Here is a 19,246-nt window from a genome sequence, read left to right as displayed (position 1 = left end):
GTCCTACCCAACAGGAATGTATCGGCGGAATTTCCAGACAGTGCTTAGCACCAGGAAAACAAGAAAGCCGATTCCGCGGATGGGTAAATTGGCAAACCATGGCGGCTTCGTCCCTTCGGTGACGTTGCCGTTTTCATCTTCGGTGTAATGAATCACGCTGAAGCAATGGGGACAAGCGTCTCCCAATTCCAAGTCAGCCGGCAACTCGCCATCGCAACCGCTGCAGAAATAGACCAGCGAGTCGGAGTAATCGTACCGCGGCGGAATATAGGCTTCTGCGCCATCTTCCTCTTCGGGAGCTTCACTTGCGACCGGCGGCTCCGACGCGACACTCTCCGGCATTTCTGGCTCACTCAGACTTTCCTCTTCTGGCAATGGCGAAGCTTCGGTCGCCTTGGTTTGCTCGCGAAGGAATGCTTGATCTGACTCGGAAAAGACCGCGAACGGAATGCTGACTTTTTCTCCGCCGACAAGCAGAACCACCTGATCGTCGGCCGTCACTTCGACCAATTCGCCAGGGACTTGATTGCCTCGATTATCGATCCAATTTCGTGTCTCACCTGCTCGTACGACCACAGATACGGCAAGCACGAAGAACCAACTCGCTACGAAAGATCGGCGAAGAACCATCGGCATGTTCCGTTAGCAAAGGAACGATGAGGAGTTCGATCTTGTCAGGACGACGCGGCAAGATCATTAGGCTATTAACAACCTATGCCACGAATGGAGGGGGCGACGGAAAGTTGCCTAAAAGTGGCAATCAACTTTGACATCAACCACGCTTGATCGAATGCCGGAATCGCTTGAGCATGGAGTTCCTTTTGACCTTTATTGCGGAACGTGAAGTGGCCCAGCGTAGTATTGGCTACGGCTGAACTCGATCAATGACAGCTTTTACCCTTTCCGCAGGAACCGCATAGGAACGGCTTTCGTCACCAAAGCGGGAACCAATCAAGACGACGCCAGCGTAGAGCCCATCGATGAACAGGGGCGTTCCTTCCGGTAATGCTTTGTCCAGAACGAGCAATCCCTCATGCTCAAATGGCTCGAGCTTTGGTCTCTTGAGCGTGAACGTTTGATCGATCGCGATGACGTTGGCGACCTTCGCTTCGACCGCGTAACGGGACGCCGGAGGAATCGCATCTACTCGCGACCCGACATCCGCACGAGCGATCTTGCGAAGTGTGAAGTCGGTCAGTTCGCGATCGGTTTCGTAGACGAAAAGATCACGATTCGATGCCTGCTTGGAATAGTCCACCGCAACGTTCGGTACACCGGATTGCTCGACGTGGATTCGATCGATGGCTGGCGGAGTTCCATCCGGCACAATGGCAGACGTACTCGCGGTAATACCGAATGTCTTTCCATTCCTATTCACCAGCAGAGAGGGAACCGCACGCCGCGAGTGGTCTTTATAAAAGACGAACACGAGAGGAGCGATCGACTTTTCCGCTGCCGACTCCGGCCGCTGAGGCTGTATGGCTTGCCAGTTCCGTGAATCGTCGGCAGGCAATGGGGCTGGTTTTGATGGATGCATGACATCCGATTGCCCCATCGCACCGCACAACAAAAGAACAATGGCCGAACATGACATGGCGTCGATCCTCCTTGGTTCGTGTGTCGATCCCTGCAGCGGAAATCCCGCATGCAGGCAATTTTGACACGCTTCCGTTGGAAGACCAAGAAGAATTGTCGCTGCGTGCGAAGTTTAACGCGGGCCGATCTTGTCGATTCCCATGTAGGGCCGCAAGACTTCGGGGACTTCAATACTTCCGTCGGCTTGCTGGTAGTTTTCCATCACGGCGATCAAACCGCGGCTCAGCGCGATCGCGGTGCCGTTCAACGTATGGGCGAAGTGGGTTCCCTTCTCTCCCTTCACTTTGTAGCGGATGTTCAAACGGCGTGCCTGATAGTCGGTGCAGTTCGAAGTACTGGTCACCTCGCCCCATTCACCGGCATCGCCGCGGCCTGGCATCCAAGCTTCGAGGTCGAACTTGCGATAAGCAGGCCCGCCCAGATCGCCGGTCGCCGTATCGACCACGCGGTACGGGATCTTCAAGCCATCGAAGATCCTGCATTCTAAGTCGCGGAACTTGTTGAGCGTTGCTTCGCTATCTTCCGGCAGCGTGAACGCGAACATTTCTACCTTGGTGAACTGATGCACGCGGTAAAGACCTCGCGACGCTCGTCCAGCGGCGCCTGCTTCGGTGCGGTAACAGTGACTGATCCCGCAAAACAACTGCGGCATGCTTTCCGCTTCGAGCGTCTTGCCGGCATACATACCGCCCAAGGTGATCTCGGCCGTCGCGACCAGGTTCAAGTCGGTGTTTTCGATGCTGTAGATCTGCGTTTCAGGGCCACGCGGAATGAAGCCAACCCCATGCAAGATTTCGGTACGTGCCATGTCAGGAGTGATCGTGGGCACGAACCCTTCCTTCACCAGCAGGCCAAGAACGTACTGCTGCAGCGCGAGTTCCAAGAGGACCGCTTCGTTCTTCAAATAATAGAAGCCAGCCCCGGCGACTTGGGCCCCTGCTTCGAAGTCGATCAAATCGAGCTTTTCACCCAATTCGACATGATCAAGAACAGGGAAGTCGAACGAGCGTGGCTCGGTCGCGCCACGTTGAATTTCCAGATTGCTCTTATCGTCCTCGCCAATCGGAGCGTCAGGGTGCGATAGGTTAGGAATTACCCGAAGGATTTCAACGATCTGCTCTTCCAACTTGTCGACTTCGCTCGAAGCGTCGTCCTTCAGTTGGCGAAGACGTTTTCCCTCGGCAATGATCCCAGGGCGTTCATCTGGCGAAGCTTTTCCGATGCTCTTGTTGATTTCGTTGGCTTGTCGGTTGAACTCTTCCGCTTCCTGCTGCTTGGCTTTGCGAGCCGTTTCCAGCGATACGATGGAATCGACGTCTGCTTGAACCCCGCGATCTACGCAGTTTTTCTTAACGAGTTCGACGTTTTCGACAACAAACTTCCGGTCGAGCATGGGTAGAGGTCTTTTGGGTTGATGTATCGATTCTCTTAAGCAGCGATCGGACCGGCGACACGCAGGCCCTATGTCTGCTTTCTACTTTTCGATCTTGGCGATTTCCGCCCACAGTTGGGCACTTGCGGCAATACCACGTTGGAAGTCGGCCAGGTTGAATTTCTCGTTCGGGCTGTGGGTGTTATCGTCATCCAGTCCCCAGCCCAACAGCAGAACATCCGACTTCAATTGATCCGCAAATTGGGCAACGATTGGAATCGAGCCCCCTTCACGAATCAAAACAGGGGCGTTGCCGAAGCCTTGTTCAATGGCGGCACTTGCTGCTTGGATATAAGGGCTGTCGGTCGCAACCACGAAGCCAGGTGCGCCATGGTATTCAATCAATTCCATCTTGATGCCGGAGGGGCAGATCTTCTCGAGATGCTCGCGAAGTGCCTTGCCGATCTTCTGAGGACATTGATCCGGCACCAAACGGCAACTGAACTTGGCAGATGCTTCGCCCGGCAAGACAGTCTTCGCGCCCTCTCCCTGGTAACCGCTTGTCAGCCCATTGATATCCAACGTTGGTCGAGCCCACCGACGTTCGAGCGTCGTGTAGCCTTCTTCACCATGGACAGCGTCGATGCCCAATTGTTCTTTGAATTTCTCTTCATCGAACGGAAGTTCGGCAAAGTTTCCTCGCTCGTCCCCTGTCATCGGTCTGACATCGTCATAAAAGCCAGGGATATGAATCCAGCCATGCTCGTCGATCAACGTGTTGAGCATGCTGCACAAAGCATTGGCCGGGTTACGAACACTGCCGCCGAACGAACCACTGTGCAAATCACGGTTCGGGCCGGTCAGCTTCAGCTCGAAGTAGGCGATCCCCTTCAAACCGTAGGTAATCGCCGGTTGGCCGGGGGCGAATTGGCTGCTGTCGCTGATCACGACGACATCGTTGGCCAGCAGTTTTTTGTTTTGTTCGATAAAGGGGCCGAGATTCGCGCTGCCGATTTCCTCTTCCCCTTCGATGAGGAATTTGACCTGAATTGGCAACTCGCCGGCAGTCTTCATCCAAGCCAATGCTCCCAAAACATGAGTCAGCATCTGGCCTTTGTCGTCGGTCGCACCGCGAGCCACGATGTTGCCGTCTCGCAGGGTCGGCTCAAACGGAGGGGTAGTCCACAAGTTCAGCGGATCTGGCGGTTGGACGTCATAATGCCCATAGACGAGGGCTACCGGTTTGCCTGGCACCGGTGGGCTCTCGGCATAAACAATCGGATGCCCCTCGGTAGGGATCACCTTGGTCTCGAAGTTCAACTCGCGAAAGCGGCTGGCGACCCACTCGGAAGCGGCCTTAACGTCATCTTTATGTCGACTATCGGTACTGACGCTGGGAATACGGAGCAGCTCTTTGAGCGATTCGACAAAGGCTTCGCTGTTCTCGTCTAGAAAAGTTTTCAGATCCGGCATGGCTTATCCAATTGGACTCAGACGCTTGGTGCTTTGGCTTTTGAAACGCCAAAATTATCTTCCGACCCTCAAAGCCGTACAATATAATACGACTCGCAGTAAATGGACATTGCACCCATGCCGCAAGCGACCAAAACAGGGACGCTACGACGGCTAGGAACCTGGTAATTTTCGAGAAGTAGACAGTGGGCGACTCTAATACGTCTGTAGCGGAACCTTCGGAATCGACTGTGGTTACGACCAAGCCGGCACCTAAGAAGAAGCAAAAACCAAAGCGTCAGCCTCGTTACCACGTCGTGTTGTGGAACGATGACGACCACACGTACGAGTACGTCATCTTGATGATGCACGAACTGTTCGGGCACGCCGTGGAAAAGGGGTTCGAGATCGCCAAGACGGTCGACTCGGACGGCCGAGCCATCTGTTTAACCACCACGAAAGAGCACGCCGAACTGAAACGCGATCAGATTCACGCGTACGGTAAGGACGATTTGATCGCTCGTTGCCGTGGCTCGATGTCTTCCACGATCGAGCCTGAGTGTTAAAATCGGGGATTCCTGGTAAGTCTCCGCCTTCGACAGGGTGCCACCACATCCTGCAGACCATCTGCTGATGAGCGATCTCAAGCTGAAGACCCTCACCCTGGGGTGCAAGGTCAATCAATACGAAACCGAACTGGTCCGCGAAGGACTTGCGCGCGGCGGTTATCGAGATGCGGAGACCACCGAATCGGCCGACGTTTGCGTGGTGAATACGTGCACGGTGACCAATGAAGGGGACTCGAAAAGTCGCCAAGCCATTCGCCGCCTAGCCAAAGATAACCCCAACTCACGCATTGTCGTGATGGGCTGTTATGCGACTCGGGCCCCGGAAGAACTGAAGCAGCTTCCCAACGTGTCCGAGGTGGTCACCGATAAGCGGGAAATTCCTGATCTGCTGGGTCGCATGGGCGTCATCGACATTCCAGACGGCATTTCCAGGTTTGGTGATCGGCATCGGGCTTACGTCAAAGTACAAGATGGTTGTCTGCTGCGATGCAGTTTCTGCATCATCCCTTACGTTCGCCCAGAAATGTATAGCCGACCGTCGCAAGAGATTGTGGACGAAGTGGCTCGCCTGGCGTCGAACGGTTTCCGCGAGATCGTGCTCACAGGAATTCACCTGGGACACTACGGTGTCGATCTCAACAAAGGAAAGCCGAAAGCTGATTGGGTTCGTCTGGCCCAGCTGATGGAGCAGCTTTCGCAGATTGATGCTGATTTCCGCATTCGACTTTCCAGCATCGAAGCAACCGAAGTCACCAAGGAACTGATTTCGGTGATGGCCCAGTATCCCGACAAAATCTGTCCCCACCTGCACATCTCGATGCAAAGCGGTTCCGATTCCGTTTTGCGTCGAATGAAACGCCGCTGGGGAAGCCAGCGATTTATCGATCGCTGCAAACTGCTGCAAGACTCCATCGACAAGCCTTCGATTTCCACTGACATCATCGTCGGTTTCCCTGGCGAGACCGAAGAAGAGTTTCAAGAGACCTGTCGTGTTTCGGAAACGGTTGGTTTCTCGAAGATTCATATCTTCCCGTTCAGCCCTCGCAAAGGAACGCCTGCGGCTGAGATGCCTGACCAGATACCTGGCGATGTGAAGTCTGACCGACGTGCTCGGTTGGCGGCAGTCGAAGATCAAACGCGTGAGGCGTACTACCGTAGCTTGGTCGGCGACACGCTCGATGTCTTGATTGAAGCGGAAGATCGTCACGATCCGAATTACGCAACGGGAACCTCCTGCCGTTACGCTCAAGTAATGGTCGATCGCTCCCAGGTCGAAATTGGCCAGCGTTATCAGGTTAAGATCGACCGGGCAGAATCGCAGCGGGTTTTCGGTACGCTCGTATAAGCATTCCCCGGGACGGCCCTGCTCTCCCCCTTCTTTCGCGATACGTCTCTGGGGTAAATCGCCCCGATAATTGGACCAATCGTCACATCTCCGCGCGCACTCTTTTTGCTCCCGATCGAGTGCTAGCATTGCCGATCTAGGCAGTGTTGAATTTCATTCTGAGATACTAGGTCGATTGGGCAGCGGCTATGACGGCACAAAACGGGAAACTGGGTATCAACACTGGAATTCTCCTCGAAGCGGGTACCAACGAGGCAGAAATCTTGGTGTTTGAAGTCGCGGGACAAACCTTTGGCGTGAACGTTGCCAAAGTGAAAGAAGTCCTTGGTGTCACCAAAGTGACAGGCTTGCCAGAAGGCCATCCTTCCATCGAAGGGGTCGTTCGTATTCGCCAAGATGTTGTCACGCTGATTCACCTGGGACATTTCTTGTATGGAGACATCCCCGAAGCGGTTTCGCGCGAAGGTGATTGTCTTTTGCTGCTGGAGTTCAATCAGCGTCCTCTCGCATTCCGTGTCAGCCGCGTACATCGAATTTATCGCGTCAGTTGGAAAGCGACACGCCCTCTGCCGGTTACCGCCGGCATGAACGCACCGATCACCAGCGTCGTGTTGATCGACGGAAAGCTTGTTCAGATTCTCGATTTTGAATCGATTGGTGCCGAAGTGGCAGGCATCACGGACGAATCGACCACCGAAGCGAGCGTCACCCGTATCGATGCCCCGGATATTCCCGTCGTGTTCGCCGAAGACTCGCGGATGATTTCGGAGATGATTCGAGATCACCTGCAAGATGCCGGCTTCACGAATATCCATGGCTTTGTCGACGGACAAGCAGCTTGGGATTACCTGGAATCGCTCTCCGAAGATGAATCAGGCGAGACGATCCGCAACAAAGTGGGCATTTTGATTACCGATGTCGAGATGCCACGTATGGATGGGTTCAGCCTGGCAAAGAACGTACGAATGCACCCAGTACTTAGCCAGATTCCGGTCATCATCTTTTCGTCGCTGGTCTCGAAAGATAATCAAAAGAAAGGGGCCCAAGTTGGTGTCGACGTTCAAGTCTCTAAGCCTCGCTACGGCGAGCTGCTGGAGAAGACGCGTCAGCTTGTAGGACTTTCCGAGATGGTAGAAGCCTAAAGGATTTCGGCATCACGCCGCGCGAGTTGCTAGCACGGCGAATACGAATTCTGAGATTCGTCAAATTTTGCCTCAAGATTCCCCTTGTCGCGACCGAGCCAGTCTTGCTACTGTTCCCCGACTATTGCCGGTCCAGGAAGGGCCCGGTGTCGATGCTTTTGTTGTCACATGAGGGGAACAAGCAAGGATGTTTGTCCACACCAATTTGCGTTTGGCCATGGCGTTCGCCCTGGTCGCCGCCGTTACCACGACGACCTGGGCCGCTCCTCCATGGTCTAGCCTGATTCCATTTCAGCGCGTGGAAGCCAATGCCGAAAAGTCTTACGAACTAACCGAAGATGACGGTCCCTGGCTGATCATGGCAACCAGCTTCACAGGAGCTGGAGCCGAAAAAGACGCGAAAGATCTCGTTCTCGAGCTTCGCAAAGATTACGGCCTGAAGGCTTACACCTACCAGCAAAAGTACGACTACACCGACTCCGTGGTCGGCAAGGGATACGATCGCTACGGCGGCCCGAAGAAGATGCGTTACATGAACGACGTCAGCTATACCAGCTACGCCGTCATGGTCGGCGACTTCCAAGCTTACGATGAAAGTGGCGCCGAAAGCACGCTGAAGAAGATCAAGACCGCCAAGCCTAAGGTTTTCAAAACCGGCTACAGTGTCAAAAACGACACGATCAAAACTCTGCGTGAACGACTTCGCGAAGCAATCAGCTCGGAAGAAGACCAAGACAAAGGCCCCATGGGTCATGCCTTCGTGACACGCAATCCTCTTCTACCGGAAGAGTACTTCCGCCCTAAAGGTGTCGACGAGTTGGTTCTCGGCATGAACAAGGACACCCCGTACAGCCTGCTGAACTGTCCCGGCAAGTACACCGTCCGCGTCGCTACGTTCCGCGGTGCCGTGGAAATCGATCAGGAAAAGATCGAAGAGATCGAACGAAAGAACATTGTCAGCGGAAGTCGCTTGGCCGTCGCCGCTGAAAAAGCAGAGAAGCTGGCCGCCGGACTTCGCAAGCAAGGCGTCGAAGCTTACTCGTTCCACGATCGAGCCGAAAGCATCGTTACCGTTGGCTCGTTCCAATCGGTCGGCACTCCACGACGTGACGGTAAGATTGAAATCAACCCACAAGTCAAGCACATCATCGATGGCTACAAAGGGGGCAATGGTGCACCAAGCACTGCGACCACCGCGCCTACGTTCAAGCCGAAGTCGCTTAACGGAATTATCTTCGACGTGCAGCCGATTCCTGTCGAAGTCCCCAAAGTCAGCATTGCCGCCGACTACGTGCCTCGTCGATAGGTTCGGCGGACAAGACGTCGACATCTGATCCAACCCCATTAGGTTCCACGTTCCGCGTGGAACCTTTTTTGTGCGCACGTTTCTCGTTACGATGGCCCAAAGTATTTCGCCCAAAGGTTTATTCAACACACAATTCCATCATGACCGCGAAACGCCAGATGGTGCTCGGCACCTACAACCAGAAGAAGCGTAGCGAACTACAGAAATTATTGACCCCGCTGGATATCGAACTGAAGACGCTTCAAGAGTTTCCCAATGCCATCGAGGTGGTCGAAGATGGGACTTCATTTGCGGAAAACGCCGCCAAGAAAGCAACTCAACAGGCGCAAACGCTCGGCGAATGGGTGCTTGCCGAGGATAGCGGTCTATGTGTCGACGCACTAAAGGGCGCACCGGGGATCTACTCGGCTCGGTTCTCCGGCGAGGACGCCACGGACGAAAAGAACAACGATCTACTGCTTGAGAAACTAGAAGGAGTTCCCGCCGAAAAACGTGGGGCTCATTACGTTTGCCATATCGTTTTGTCCGATCCGCAGGGAGTCGTCGTCCTGCAGACCGAAGACAAGTGCCACGGTCGAATTACCACCCAACGGCGTGGATCTGGTGGCTTCGGCTATGACCCCCTGTTTGAGATCCGAGAGTATCACCATACCTTCGGCGAGATGGGTCCGGCCGTGAAAAGCTTGATCAGCCATCGAGCAAAAGCAACGCGCAGCTTCGTCTCGAAACTGAAAGCCATGCTTAGCGAAAACGAGGCTCTTCTGTCCCAAGAAATAAAATAAGCAGACGCCGTTGGATGAAACGCGGACGTCTGCTCGAATAAAATTAGACCGTGCTATAATCTATTTGAGTAAGATAAGCATTCTGCTAATTCGTGCAAGACTTAAATCGGTCTAATTTCTGAGAATTTGCCAATGAGTCGGTTTCGAGAATTTGGGCAAGTCGTCGCGGCACTATTCCTGATCAGCGGGTTCGGTATTTCCCCCGCCACTCTTCAGGCAGAGCCCCCCACGCAGAAATCAGATCCGGTCAAAGCTTGGACCAGCCAACAACTGGAACCGCTGATCGAAGTTTATCGAGACTTCCACGCGAATCCAGAATTGTCGTTCGAGGAAAAAGAAACCGCTCAGCGTTTGGGCGGACTCCTTGAGCAAGCAGGATACGACGTCACTCCAGGCATCGGCGGCCATGGATTGGTGGCCATTCTCAAAAATGGTGATGGTCCAACCGTTATGCTGCGGACCGATCTCGACGGTCTTCCGGTCACTGAAGCTACCGAGTTGATCTATGCTTCCCAGAAAGAAGTGACCTTGGAGGATGGCACCAAAAGTGGTGTGATGCATGCCTGCGGTCACGATATTCACATGACCAACGTCGTAGGTGCGGCACGCTATATGGCGTCGCATCGAGATCAATGGCACGGCACGCTGATGATCATCGGTCAGCCTGCGGAGGAAAAGGGGGAAGGTGCCAAAGCGATGCTGGCCGACGGTCTATTCGATCGTTTTCAGAAACCTGACTACGCGATCGCATTGCATGTCGATCCGAATTTACCGACAGGAACCGTCGGCTATCGCAGTGGCTACGCCATGGCAAACGTCGATAGCGTCGACATCTTCGTCCAAGGTAAAGGAGGCCATGGAGCTCATCCCGATGCTACCGTCGACCCCATCGTTCAAGCTGCTCAACTGATTCTCGACCTGCAAACCATTGTCAGCCGAGAAGTCATTCCGACAGAGCCGGCCGTGATCACCGTCGGGGCGATCCATGGCGGGACAAAGCACAACGTTATCGGCAACGAATGCCATCTGCAGCTCACCGTGCGAAGCTATGGCGAGAAAGTTCGTCGCCAATTGCTCGAAGCGATTCAGCGAAAAGCGAAAGCGGTTGCGATCAGCTATCGTGCTCCGGAGCCCAAGATATTGATCAGCGAAGGGACGCCAAGCCTCTTCAACGATAAAGAACTCACGTGGCGCATCGTGCGTAATTTCAACCGAACCTTCGGCGACGATAAAGTCGTTCCCGTCGATCCTTCGATGGGTGGCGAAGACTTCAGCCGTTACGGAATCGCAGGCGTTCCCATCTTTATGTACCGCCTCGGTTCGGTCGATGCCAAGCGTTTGGCGCGCTTCGAGCAACTGGGGCAAGAGCCCCCTTCCCTGCACTCGCCGCTGTACTATCCAGACGCGGAAGCGTGCCTGCAAACCGGCGTCACGGCGACGGTAATCGCGCTGCTCGAACTCTTTGAAAAGAAGCCGGAAGCGAAGTAATGCATCGCCGGACGCTGCTGGCATTGGCTGCTATCTATGCAGTCCTTTTGGGATTCGTTTGCTGGGGACTTATCGAAACTCGGGCGTGGGTACTACAAACCTATGGAACCGCAGAAGCGACCGAGAATTGGAACGATTTCCGCCAAGCGTTGACGCAAGGGGAAGATTCCATCCCTTCGCCGGTCAAACGACCCGATCAACGGAGCGACGAACCACCTATCAAGATTCTTTTTTCCGAGAACTTTCTGGCGATCGTCATCTGGAGTGCCGTTATTTTAAGTATCCTATACTGGAGCGTGGGAATAATGATTGCCGGTGCAATGCGAACACCTAGTCATCCTCCCGCGTCACTTGATGACGACGCCCCATGAAGTAAGCACCAAGATCCCTTTTATCATCAAGGACCGTTGATCGGCGAAATATGGCTCCATCCAGTCGGGAATTCGAGACACAGTCGCCGGAGCTATCCTTGGTGCGGCTACCGATCCGCGACGATCACATCGCGCAAGCGGCAACGCTCGTGCTGATTCTTGTGTTGGCGTTTCTCACGTATTCTGGAACGGTCAGTATTTGGATTGCCATGCTGGTGGTACTCGCCTGCCTGGCTGCATCGTGGAAGATGTTCGTTCCAATCCGTATCGATCTGGGCCCCCGCGGGATCATCCAGAACTCGTTTCTAGGTAGTCGCAAAACCCCTTGGCGAGAGATCACGCGATACGAAGTTCACGATCAAGGCGTCATTCTTTACCTGACGCAAGACGACTCCCCCTTGGCCGGTTTTGCCTCAATCGATTTGGCATGTCGGCAGATGAAGCCGGAAGTAGAAGCGATCGTCCGCTTCTATATGGAATCGCGGAGACTACGCACCGGCTCGTCCATTGTGCAGATGGCACAAGACATCTCGAAGTCGAAGTCACGTTCGCAAGCAGGTTAGCTGCTCGCGGAACCTTCGACGGTCATCTCTCCGGAAAAGAAGCACGCGGCCGGATGAGGCGTTCCTTCCAGAGGCGGCACGCTCGAGGTGCACTTTTCAGGTTGAACGATCGGGCAACGATCGGCGAATGGACAGCCGGGGTAAAACGTATCTGGCGAAGGAACTTCCCCCTGCAAAACAATCCGCTGACGCTTTCGTTCGATATCAGGATCGGGAACCGGAATCGCTGAAAGCAAAGCCTGCGTGTAAGGGTGCATCGGTCGCTGGAACAGTTCTCGCGATTCCGAAAGCTCGACGATTCGCCCCAAATACATCACGCCAATTCGGTGCGAGATATGTCGCACGACGCTCAAGTCGTGAGCAATAAAGACATACGCGACCCCCAACTTCTGCTGAAGATCCATCAGCAGATTGATCACTTGGGCCTGAATCGAAACGTCGAGCGCCGAGATCGGTTCGTCACAGACAATCACTTTTGGACGAGCTGCCAGTGCCCGCGCGATACCGATTCGTTGCCGCTGGCCGCCGGAAAATTCGTGCGGATAGCGATTCACAAATCGTGGGTTTAGCCCCACGACATCCATCAGACGCATCACTTCCAGCTTGCGATCAATGCCTGACTTCAGTCCAAAAATCGACAACGGTTCGCCGATAATTGTCCCCACTGTCATGCGAGGATTGAGCGACGCGTAGGGATCTTGAAAGATCATTTGCAAGTCGCTGCGATGCTGCCGCATACTGGCCGGCGAGAGATGATCGATCTGCTTGCCGTTTAAATGGATCGTCCCATCGGTTGGCTTGACCAGGTTCATAATGGCCCGCGCGGTGGTCGACTTTCCGCAACCACTTTCCCCCACCAGGCCAAACGTCTCGCCAGGCTTAACGTCGAACGAAACGCCATCGACAGCGCGCACGACTTCCGTCTTCGAAGCGAACCAATTGCCGCGACGAACCGGAAAGTGAACTTTCAAGTCGCGGACTTCGAGAACGGGAGAGGCGTCTAATAACTGAGTCATAGAGGCAATAGCTGGGATAAGACGTTAGGAATTGGCAGTTTGTGGAACCGGCGGATCGAGCTTGGTCACATCACGAATGCATGCATGTAGTGTGCCGGTGTCGACTTGAACAAGTGGCGGGTCGATGCTCAGGCATTCGTCCACGTGGTAAGGGCAGCGCGGATAAAACGAGCAGCCGACGATGGGCTCGCTCATGTCTGGTGGCTGCCCGCTGACAGGGCGAAGCTCGGCTCCCACTTCTTCATCGATTCGTGGAATCGAATTCAAAAGTCCAAGGGTATAAGGGTGACGCGGATCAGCGAACAGATCGTGAACTTTTGCCTGTTCGACTTTTCGACCTGCGTACATGACCAACACGTCGGTTGCCATGTTAGCGATCACGCCCAAGTCGTGCGTGATCATGACAATCGCCGTGTTATGCTCTTGCTGAAGTTCTTGCATCAGCTCCAGGATTTGGGCCTGGATGGTGACGTCGAGCGCGGTTGTCGGTTCGTCGGCAATCAAGATTTCTGGATTGCAGGAGAGTGCCATGGCGATGACGACCCGCTGTCGCATCCCACCCGAAAATTCGTGCGGGTAATTGAATACGCGACGCTTCGCCCCGGGAATGCCAACTTTATCGAGCATTTCGACTGCTCGATCGAGTGCTTCCGGGTAAGACAGCCCTAAGTGCTTCCGGGTAACCTCAGTCAGTTGCTCATCAATGGTGAGAAACGGATTGAGAGTCGTCATCGGATCTTGAAAGATCATGGCGATGCGGTTCCCGCGAATGCCCGCGAGCTGCTTATCGCTCATCTTCAAAAGATCTTGGCCGTTATACATCGCCGAGCCGCTGGTGATCTTGCCAGGCGGCTGAGGAATCAGCCCCAACATGGCGAGATTCGTCACCGATTTCCCCGAGCCAGATTCCCCGACGATGCCCAGCGTTTCGCCGGCACGCAAATCGAAGTCGACACCGCGGACCGCTTTGAACGTTCCATCTTCGGTACGAAACTCGACTGCCAGGTCTCGGACTTCCAGCAAGACTTTGCCGCTGCCGGATGGCTGCTGGGGGGTGGTCGCGTTGGTTGTTTCTACAGTCACGAAGTTATCCCTATCGATTCTTCATTCGCGGGTCGAGTGCATCACGCAAGCCATCTCCCAGAAAGTTCAAGGAGTAGAGCGTCGATGCCAACGCCAAGGCAGGAAACACGACCAACCACCAATAGATCTTCACCGGCGTGATCACACGGAGGCCTTCTTCCGCAAGCACACCCCAGCTAACCGCCGGGGCTTCAACACCAAGTCCCAGGAACGACAGGAACGCCTCAAAGAGCATCACCGCAGGTATCGTCAGCGTCAGATAAACGATGACGATACTCATTACGTTTGGCACTAAGTGCAGAAAGACAATCCGCAAACCACTCGCCCCAACCGTCCGTGCGGCATCGACGAATTGTTCGTTCTTCAAACTGATGATTTGACCACGCACGACGCGAGCCATCGTCAGCCAATAGACCGCCCCAATGACGATATACAGAATCACGATTCGGCTGATGCCGTAGCTTTCCAGCCACTGCTTCATCTCGTCTTCGCTCAGAATCGTGATCAGAAAGAGGACCAGGAAAATAAAGGGCACCGAATACATGATGTCGACAATCCGCATCATGAAGTCGTCGATCCATCCGCCAGAATAACCTGCAATGGCACCGTAGCTCACCCCAATGATCAACGAGACAAGCGTTGCGACCAAACCGACGATCAACGACACCCGAGCCCCGTAAAACAAGCGAGACAATAAATCGCGGCCGAGTAAATCGGTACCGCAAAGACTCGGCAAGCAATAATCCCCGAAGATGACCAGCCGCGTATTAAGCAGCAGCATGTCGAAGCCTGTCGGATCGGTCCACAGTTCGCCGACGCGACGCTCGAACTCTTCCCCTTCGAGATGACTCAAATGCAAACTGACAGGTACCGTTACCTTTTCACCATCCTCGTTCGCTCGGATCGTGGTCGAAGAAAACTGCGGTGGCAAAGCGAATCGGTTGGCCAGGTCTTGCTCGCGCGGCGACTGCAGCGGGAACAGTGGCGTGAACGTGGCAGCCAACGCCAGCAGTACCAAAAAGGAGAGTGCCGTCATTGAAACCCAGTCGCGGCGGAGGCGTCGCCAGGCGTCTTGCCACAGCGAGATACCACGAATCGACTTCGCCTCGTTGTACATCGCCTGATACTTTTCGATCGGCGGCAACGCGGCGGCGTAGGGATCGTTCTTGTCGAGGGAATCCAAGGATCTAGGCCTTCGCAGCGAGGGATTACTTGTCCAACTTCACGCGTGGATCGATCAACCCATACGAGAGGTCGACCAGCGTGTTCATCGAGAACAACAGAAACGTATAGATCATCACTACGGCCAAACTAACCGGATGGTCTTTCTGCTGAACCGCTTCAATGAAATGGCTTCCGAGTCCGGGGATAAAGAAGATGCGTTCCAGCACCAGCGACCCCGTCAAAATACCAGCCGTCGCAGGCCCCAGGAATGAAACCACCGGCAAAATGGCTCCTCGGAAAGCATGCTTCAAAACCACCGTGGCCGGCATCAAGCCTTTGGCGTAGGCCGTTCGGATATAGTCCTGCCCGAGCACTTCCAACATACCGGTTCGCGTTAGGCGAGAGATGTACGCGGCAAACGGCGCCGAAAGACAAAGCGACGGCAGTACCAAGTTGATGGGACGTCCCCATCCGGCTGCGGGAAACAAGTTCAACCCGAACACGAAAATCATGATCGCGAATCCTGCGAGCACAAAGTTGGGAATCGCAATCCCCAGCGTAGCGATCATCCGGAACGTGACATCAATCAGCGATTGTCTTCGCAGCGCGGAAATGATGCCGGTCGAAAAACCGATCAGCATTGCAAAGCTTAAACCAAGCAGCCCAAGCGAGATCGAGATCGGCAGACCTTCCGAAATGATGTCGAGCACCGACTTGTCGATCAGCTTCATGCTTGGCCCTGGATTGAACGCCAAGTAATTGCCCATCGTACGGAAGTAACGTTCGTGCAAAGGCTTGTCGAGTTCGTAGTAGGCCTCCAAGTTTCGCTTGATCGCTTCCGGGAGCTGGCGTTCGCTCAGCAATGCCCCTTCCGGCGAGACCGTCCACATCAAAAAGAAGCTAATGGTGAAGACGACCCACATCGTGATCACCATCCACACTAATCGCTTGCCCAAAAAGCGGATCACTCCAAGCCCTCCCACTCGCGAATCTTGTCGCGTTGTTCTTCGTCAATCTCAAGGATGTGCAGGGGATGGAGGTCCTGCAGATTGGGATAAAAGTTCTTCACGTAGGGTCGTACCATGTTGATCGAAACATAGAAGTAGATCGGCAAAATTGGCATCTCTTCCACTAAGATCGATTCCGCCTCACGAAGCATCTCGAACCGTTTCTCTGGGTCGGCTTCTCGGCGGGCTTCGTCGATAAGTTTATCGTACTTGGCGTTGCTCCAGCCGGTCTCGTTATTTTCGCCGCCGGTAAGGAACATATCGAGAAACGTGTTCGGATCAGGGTAGTCGCCAATCCAACCAGCTCGACAAACGTCGTAGTTCATTTCCCGCTGCTCGGTCAGGTAAACGCCCCATTCGACGTTTCGCAGCTGAACATCGATATGCAGATTCTTCTTCCACTGCTGCTGGATCACTTCGGCAATTTGCTTATGCCCTTCAGACGTGTTGTAAAGAATCTGAATCGGCCGCATCTTCTTGCCACCCAACGCTTCCTCAAGAAGCTTTCGGGCCGCTTCCGGATCGTACGATGCCGTCGGAGGTCCTTGGTAGCCTGTGATCCCGGGAGGCACCAACGAACCGGCGGGAACTTGTCCGCCGCGCGTTACATGTTCGACGATCTCTTGCTTGTTGATCGCCATGTTCAATGCCTGGCGAACTTTGGGATTATCCAACGGTGGTCGAGTGGTGTTCACACGATAAAAGTAGGTCGCCAACTGCTCGGTGATTTGCAGGTCATCACTCTCCTCTTCGCGACCAGGCTCTTTCTTTTTCTCTTGGTCACGAATCTTGAGGTCATCCAGAACCGAGTTCGGGATATCGGTGGCCCATTCCATTTGTCCACTCATGAACATATTCAGCTGGGTCGTATTCGATTGAACAGCCAACGCATCGATCGTTTCCAGTTTGACATCATCCGCCCCCCAGTACATCGGATTCTTCACCAGACGAATTCGATCGCGGATACGACGCTCTTTCATCTGGTAGGGGCCGCAGGTGACGATGTTCTCTGGCTTCGTCCAATCTGGATAGCCGAACGTTTCAATGCACGTTCGATTCACCGCATGCATCGGATAGAACGAAGCAAGCTCCAAAAAGTAAGGCGTCGGCGATTCCAGCTCGACTTCCAACGTCATCTCGTCAGGAGCTTTAATTCCCACTTCACCGAAGTGGAGCAAAACATGTTTGGCCAACTCCGCTTTGGGAAACTTCTTTAACGCCTCTTCCGGCAGACCTTCCTGGTAGAAGACTCGCTGGGTGGCGTTTCCGTCCCAGTCAGGCTTTCCGTCGACATCTGGTACACAATCGACGGTATAGACATGCATTGCGCCGTCCGATTCGCCATGGCCGTCGTCGCTTTCTTCCGCACCATCTTTGGGGAAGCTATCGATCTTTTTCAGAATGCCTGAGACGATCGTCCCTCGCGGGTACATTTGGGCGTCATCTTTTCGATCCGCGATTTCCACTTCAACGCGGTCTCCCGCGGCCAATTCGCCTGGGTTGGTGTACTTCTTCGCATTCTTGATATACCACAGCTGATAGGCGTACTGCGAACCTGACTCTGGGTGCAGGAAACGCTGCCATGAGAAGGTCCAATCGTAAGCCGTTACCGGCTCGCCATTGGTCCACTTGGCTCCCTCTCGCATGTGGAAGGTATACGTCTTTAAGTCTTCCGAGACATCGTGCGACTCCGCCATTCCTGGCAGCGGGATCATCTCGTCTGGATCGTTAGGGTCGGGCATCTTGCGATACAGCCCCTCGAAGATCGCATCGATGATTCGCCCTTCGGGGGCCCCGGTACTTTTGGCAGGATCGACCGATTGAGGCTCGGTGCCATTAGAAAAAGTGAAATCAGCGGGGGGGAGTGACCCCATCCGGAGCGCGAAGAAAAGAGCGACTACGAAGATTAGTGGAAAGAAGTAAGGAAACAATCCTCGTAGTGACCATTTCATTCGGTGATTTCTCACTCATTCGAGCTGGATTCAGTGGTAGCAAGGGTAGATTATGATCCACGAACCCAATCGTATCAAATTCCGCAGGATGTGACGATATGCTGATCACAAACGGCTCATGTCGCCGGAAAGGCGCAAGATAGAAGCAGTGTTTTCGATAGAAATGTTGCAGTTTCATTCGAATTGTTCGATACTCCGAGAATGAGCGAACCGCTTCGCCGCATCAACCGTACGTTGGGGCGAGGCTCGATTGCGGTAAGAGAGCCGTTAGCGCTTGGTTCACCTGCCAGCTTTTGGATTCGCTCTGCGCCACTCGATTTAACTTTACGCGTCTTCGTTGGAAACCTGCCTTTCTCCGTTCCGCCGTCGTTGGGCGAGCGAGAGTTAAGCATTGGCCGCGTCAAGCTATCTCCTAGGGCGTGACTTATCCAGTTTTTGGGGCCAGTTCACTTAACTTTTCAGTAGGGGCCCAAGCCTTACTACACGGAGAAGATCTGCCATGATGTTCTTGGCTACTCCAGCCAATGGACACTCGTTGTCCAAAGGGTACTACTCGGACAACGATAGTCCCTCGCATGTTTCGGAGCCTGCCCTCGCAGGCAAAGCCGTTTCCCCTTATGAAGCACTGAACGAAGACGTTGCTCGTCAACTCGTTCAGTTGTTCAAGCTGCTTGCCGATGAAACTCGGCTCAAGATTCTCAGCTATTTGCTGCAAGCTGGCGAATTGAACGTTCGCTCGCTATGCGATTTGCTCGATCAAAGCCAGCCAGCGGTCAGCCATCACTTGGCCCTGCTGAAAACGTGCGGCTTGATCGAATCGCGACGCGACGGCAAGAACAATTTCTATCGCGTCATTCCGGAACAGTTCGGCCGTTTCGCCGAAGTCTTGTTCCGTAAAGTACCTGGGCTCGAAGACGACAAGATCGACTTCGGTGAAGCGATGGTACGACTGGAAACGGAACCGCAAACGGTTGCGATTCACTAAGCTCCTTCACTCCTCAATATGAGGCTCGCAAGAAGGCTGCCTGAACGTGTCCT

At 54.1% G+C, this 19,246-nt stretch carries 18 protein-coding genes; 9 read left to right on the top strand and 9 right to left on the bottom strand.

The features are described 5' to 3' along the window. Positions 1 to 3: 3 nt before the first annotated feature. From LA756_RS25020 to LA756_RS25005, 4 genes are all read right to left on the bottom strand, one after another. Positions 4 to 630, bottom strand: a complete 627-nt coding sequence (locus tag LA756_RS25020) for a hypothetical protein (RefSeq protein ID WP_224437450.1) — start codon at positions 628 to 630, stop codon at positions 4 to 6. Between the two features lie 235 nt (positions 631 to 865). Further along, a complete protein-coding gene (locus LA756_RS25015) occupies positions 866 to 1,594 on the bottom strand; it encodes a hypothetical protein (protein WP_224437449.1) in 729 nt (242 codons plus the stop codon). Between the two features lie 114 nt (positions 1,595 to 1,708). Beyond that, on the bottom strand, positions 1,709 to 2,989 hold the full coding sequence (gene serS / locus LA756_RS25010; RefSeq protein WP_224437448.1) for a serine--tRNA ligase: 1,281 nt from the start codon (positions 2,987 to 2,989) through the stop codon (positions 1,709 to 1,711). A gap of 81 nt (positions 2,990 to 3,070) precedes the next feature. Next, complete coding sequence (locus tag LA756_RS25005; protein WP_224437447.1) at positions 3,071 to 4,441, bottom strand: dipeptidase; 1,371 nt, start codon at positions 4,439 to 4,441, stop codon at positions 3,071 to 3,073. Between the two features lie 230 nt (positions 4,442 to 4,671). Here LA756_RS25005 and LA756_RS25000 point away from each other — a divergent pair, with 230 nt between their 5' ends. From LA756_RS25000 to LA756_RS24965, 8 genes are all read left to right on the top strand, one after another. Further along, the gene (locus tag LA756_RS25000) at positions 4,672 to 4,986 is read left to right on the top strand and encodes an ATP-dependent Clp protease adaptor ClpS (RefSeq protein WP_224437446.1); all 315 of its coding nucleotides are present in this window, start codon (positions 4,672 to 4,674) and stop codon (positions 4,984 to 4,986) included. A 67-nt stretch (positions 4,987 to 5,053) separates the two neighbouring features. Continuing rightward, positions 5,054 to 6,334, top strand: a complete 1,281-nt coding sequence (mtaB, locus tag LA756_RS24995) for a tRNA (N(6)-L-threonylcarbamoyladenosine(37)-C(2))-methylthiotransferase MtaB (protein ID WP_224437445.1) — start codon at positions 5,054 to 5,056, stop codon at positions 6,332 to 6,334. A gap of 188 nt (positions 6,335 to 6,522) precedes the next feature. Beyond that, positions 6,523 to 7,476, top strand: coding sequence for a chemotaxis protein (locus tag LA756_RS24990; protein WP_224437444.1), 954 nt, complete (start codon positions 6,523 to 6,525; stop codon positions 7,474 to 7,476). A gap of 187 nt (positions 7,477 to 7,663) precedes the next feature. Then, positions 7,664 to 8,782, top strand: a complete 1,119-nt coding sequence (locus LA756_RS24985) for a hypothetical protein (RefSeq protein WP_224437443.1) — start codon at positions 7,664 to 7,666, stop codon at positions 8,780 to 8,782. Between the two features lie 140 nt (positions 8,783 to 8,922). Beyond that, entirely contained in the window at positions 8,923 to 9,564 is a 642-nt protein-coding gene (gene rdgB, locus LA756_RS24980) for an RdgB/HAM1 family non-canonical purine NTP pyrophosphatase (protein WP_224437442.1), read from the top strand. 132 nt (positions 9,565 to 9,696) lie between these two features. After that, positions 9,697 to 11,052 carry a M20 family metallopeptidase gene (locus tag LA756_RS24975; protein WP_224437441.1) on the top strand — a complete coding sequence of 452 codons (1,356 nt, stop codon included), beginning with the start codon at positions 9,697 to 9,699 and terminating at the stop codon, positions 11,050 to 11,052. Beyond that, entirely contained in the window at positions 11,052 to 11,423 is a 372-nt protein-coding gene (locus LA756_RS24970) for a hypothetical protein (protein WP_224437440.1), read from the top strand. Before LA756_RS24975 ends, LA756_RS24970 begins: the two co-directional genes overlap by 1 nt. Before the next feature lie 50 nt (positions 11,424 to 11,473). Then, the gene (locus tag LA756_RS24965; RefSeq protein ID WP_224437439.1) at positions 11,474 to 11,986 is read left to right on the top strand and encodes a hypothetical protein; all 513 of its coding nucleotides are present in this window, start codon (positions 11,474 to 11,476) and stop codon (positions 11,984 to 11,986) included. Here the strand turns inward: LA756_RS24965 and LA756_RS24960 are convergent. From LA756_RS24960 to LA756_RS24940, 5 genes are read right to left on the bottom strand one after another with little or no spacing between them, the layout of a single operon-like run. Further along, complete coding sequence (locus LA756_RS24960) at positions 11,983 to 13,002, bottom strand: ABC transporter ATP-binding protein (RefSeq protein WP_224437438.1); 1,020 nt, start codon at positions 13,000 to 13,002, stop codon at positions 11,983 to 11,985. The two genes, LA756_RS24965 and LA756_RS24960, sit on opposite strands and share 4 nt — an antisense overlap. A 24-nt stretch (positions 13,003 to 13,026) precedes the next feature. Beyond that, the gene (locus LA756_RS24955; protein WP_224437437.1) at positions 13,027 to 14,085 is read right to left on the bottom strand and encodes an ABC transporter ATP-binding protein; all 1,059 of its coding nucleotides are present in this window, start codon (positions 14,083 to 14,085) and stop codon (positions 13,027 to 13,029) included. Positions 14,086 to 14,095: 10 nt separating this feature from the next. After that, on the bottom strand, positions 14,096 to 15,268 hold the full coding sequence (locus tag LA756_RS24950) for an ABC transporter permease (protein WP_224437436.1): 1,173 nt from the start codon (positions 15,266 to 15,268) through the stop codon (positions 14,096 to 14,098). A gap of 25 nt (positions 15,269 to 15,293) precedes the next feature. Continuing rightward, entirely contained in the window at positions 15,294 to 16,217 is a 924-nt protein-coding gene (locus LA756_RS24945; RefSeq protein WP_224437435.1) for an ABC transporter permease, read from the bottom strand. Continuing rightward, complete coding sequence (locus LA756_RS24940; RefSeq protein ID WP_224437434.1) at positions 16,214 to 18,208, bottom strand: peptide ABC transporter substrate-binding protein; 1,995 nt, start codon at positions 18,206 to 18,208, stop codon at positions 16,214 to 16,216. Before LA756_RS24940 ends, LA756_RS24945 begins: the two co-directional genes overlap by 4 nt. Positions 18,209 to 18,707: 499 nt before the next feature. On the opposite strand from LA756_RS24940, the gene LA756_RS24935 reads away from it, so the two are divergent. Beyond that, entirely contained in the window at positions 18,708 to 19,193 is a 486-nt protein-coding gene (locus tag LA756_RS24935) for a helix-turn-helix transcriptional regulator (RefSeq protein ID WP_224437433.1), read from the top strand. Positions 19,194 to 19,246 lie beyond the last annotated feature (53 nt).

The organism is Bremerella sp. TYQ1, from assembly GCF_020150455.1.
In the GTDB taxonomy this organism is placed as follows: domain Bacteria; phylum Planctomycetota; class Planctomycetia; order Pirellulales; family Pirellulaceae; genus Bremerella; species Bremerella volcania_A.
The sequence above is the reverse complement of the archived record's forward strand: the minus strand, read 5'-3'. Positions and strand labels throughout refer to the sequence as shown.

Coding starts and splice junctions, on each gene's coding strand:
- LA756_RS24975 (WP_224437441.1), top strand. CDS start 9,697: ATGAGTCGGTTTCGAGAATTTGGGCAAGTCGTCGCGGCACTATTCCTG.
- LA756_RS24990 (WP_224437444.1), top strand. CDS start 6,523: ATGACGGCACAAAACGGGAAACTGGGTATCAACACTGGAATTCTCCTC.
- LA756_RS25005 (WP_224437447.1), bottom strand. CDS start 4,441: ATGCCGGATCTGAAAACTTTTCTAGACGAGAACAGCGAAGCCTTTGTC.
- LA756_RS25020 (WP_224437450.1), bottom strand. CDS start 630: ATGGTTCTTCGCCGATCTTTCGTAGCGAGTTGGTTCTTCGTGCTTGCC.
- LA756_RS24940 (WP_224437434.1), bottom strand. CDS start 18,208: ATGAAATGGTCACTACGAGGATTGTTTCCTTACTTCTTTCCACTAATC.
- rdgB (WP_224437442.1), top strand. CDS start 8,923: ATGACCGCGAAACGCCAGATGGTGCTCGGCACCTACAACCAGAAGAAG.
- LA756_RS24960 (WP_224437438.1), bottom strand. CDS start 13,002: ATGACTCAGTTATTAGACGCCTCTCCCGTTCTCGAAGTCCGCGACTTG.
- mtaB (WP_224437445.1), top strand. CDS start 5,054: ATGAGCGATCTCAAGCTGAAGACCCTCACCCTGGGGTGCAAGGTCAAT.
- LA756_RS24965 (WP_224437439.1), top strand. CDS start 11,474: ATGGCTCCATCCAGTCGGGAATTCGAGACACAGTCGCCGGAGCTATCC.
- serS (WP_224437448.1), bottom strand. CDS start 2,989: ATGCTCGACCGGAAGTTTGTTGTCGAAAACGTCGAACTCGTTAAGAAA.
- LA756_RS24985 (WP_224437443.1), top strand. CDS start 7,664: ATGTTTGTCCACACCAATTTGCGTTTGGCCATGGCGTTCGCCCTGGTC.
- LA756_RS24970 (WP_224437440.1), top strand. CDS start 11,052: ATGCATCGCCGGACGCTGCTGGCATTGGCTGCTATCTATGCAGTCCTT.
- LA756_RS24935 (WP_224437433.1), top strand. CDS start 18,708: ATGATGTTCTTGGCTACTCCAGCCAATGGACACTCGTTGTCCAAAGGG.
- LA756_RS25015 (WP_224437449.1), bottom strand. CDS start 1,594: ATGTCATGTTCGGCCATTGTTCTTTTGTTGTGCGGTGCGATGGGGCAA.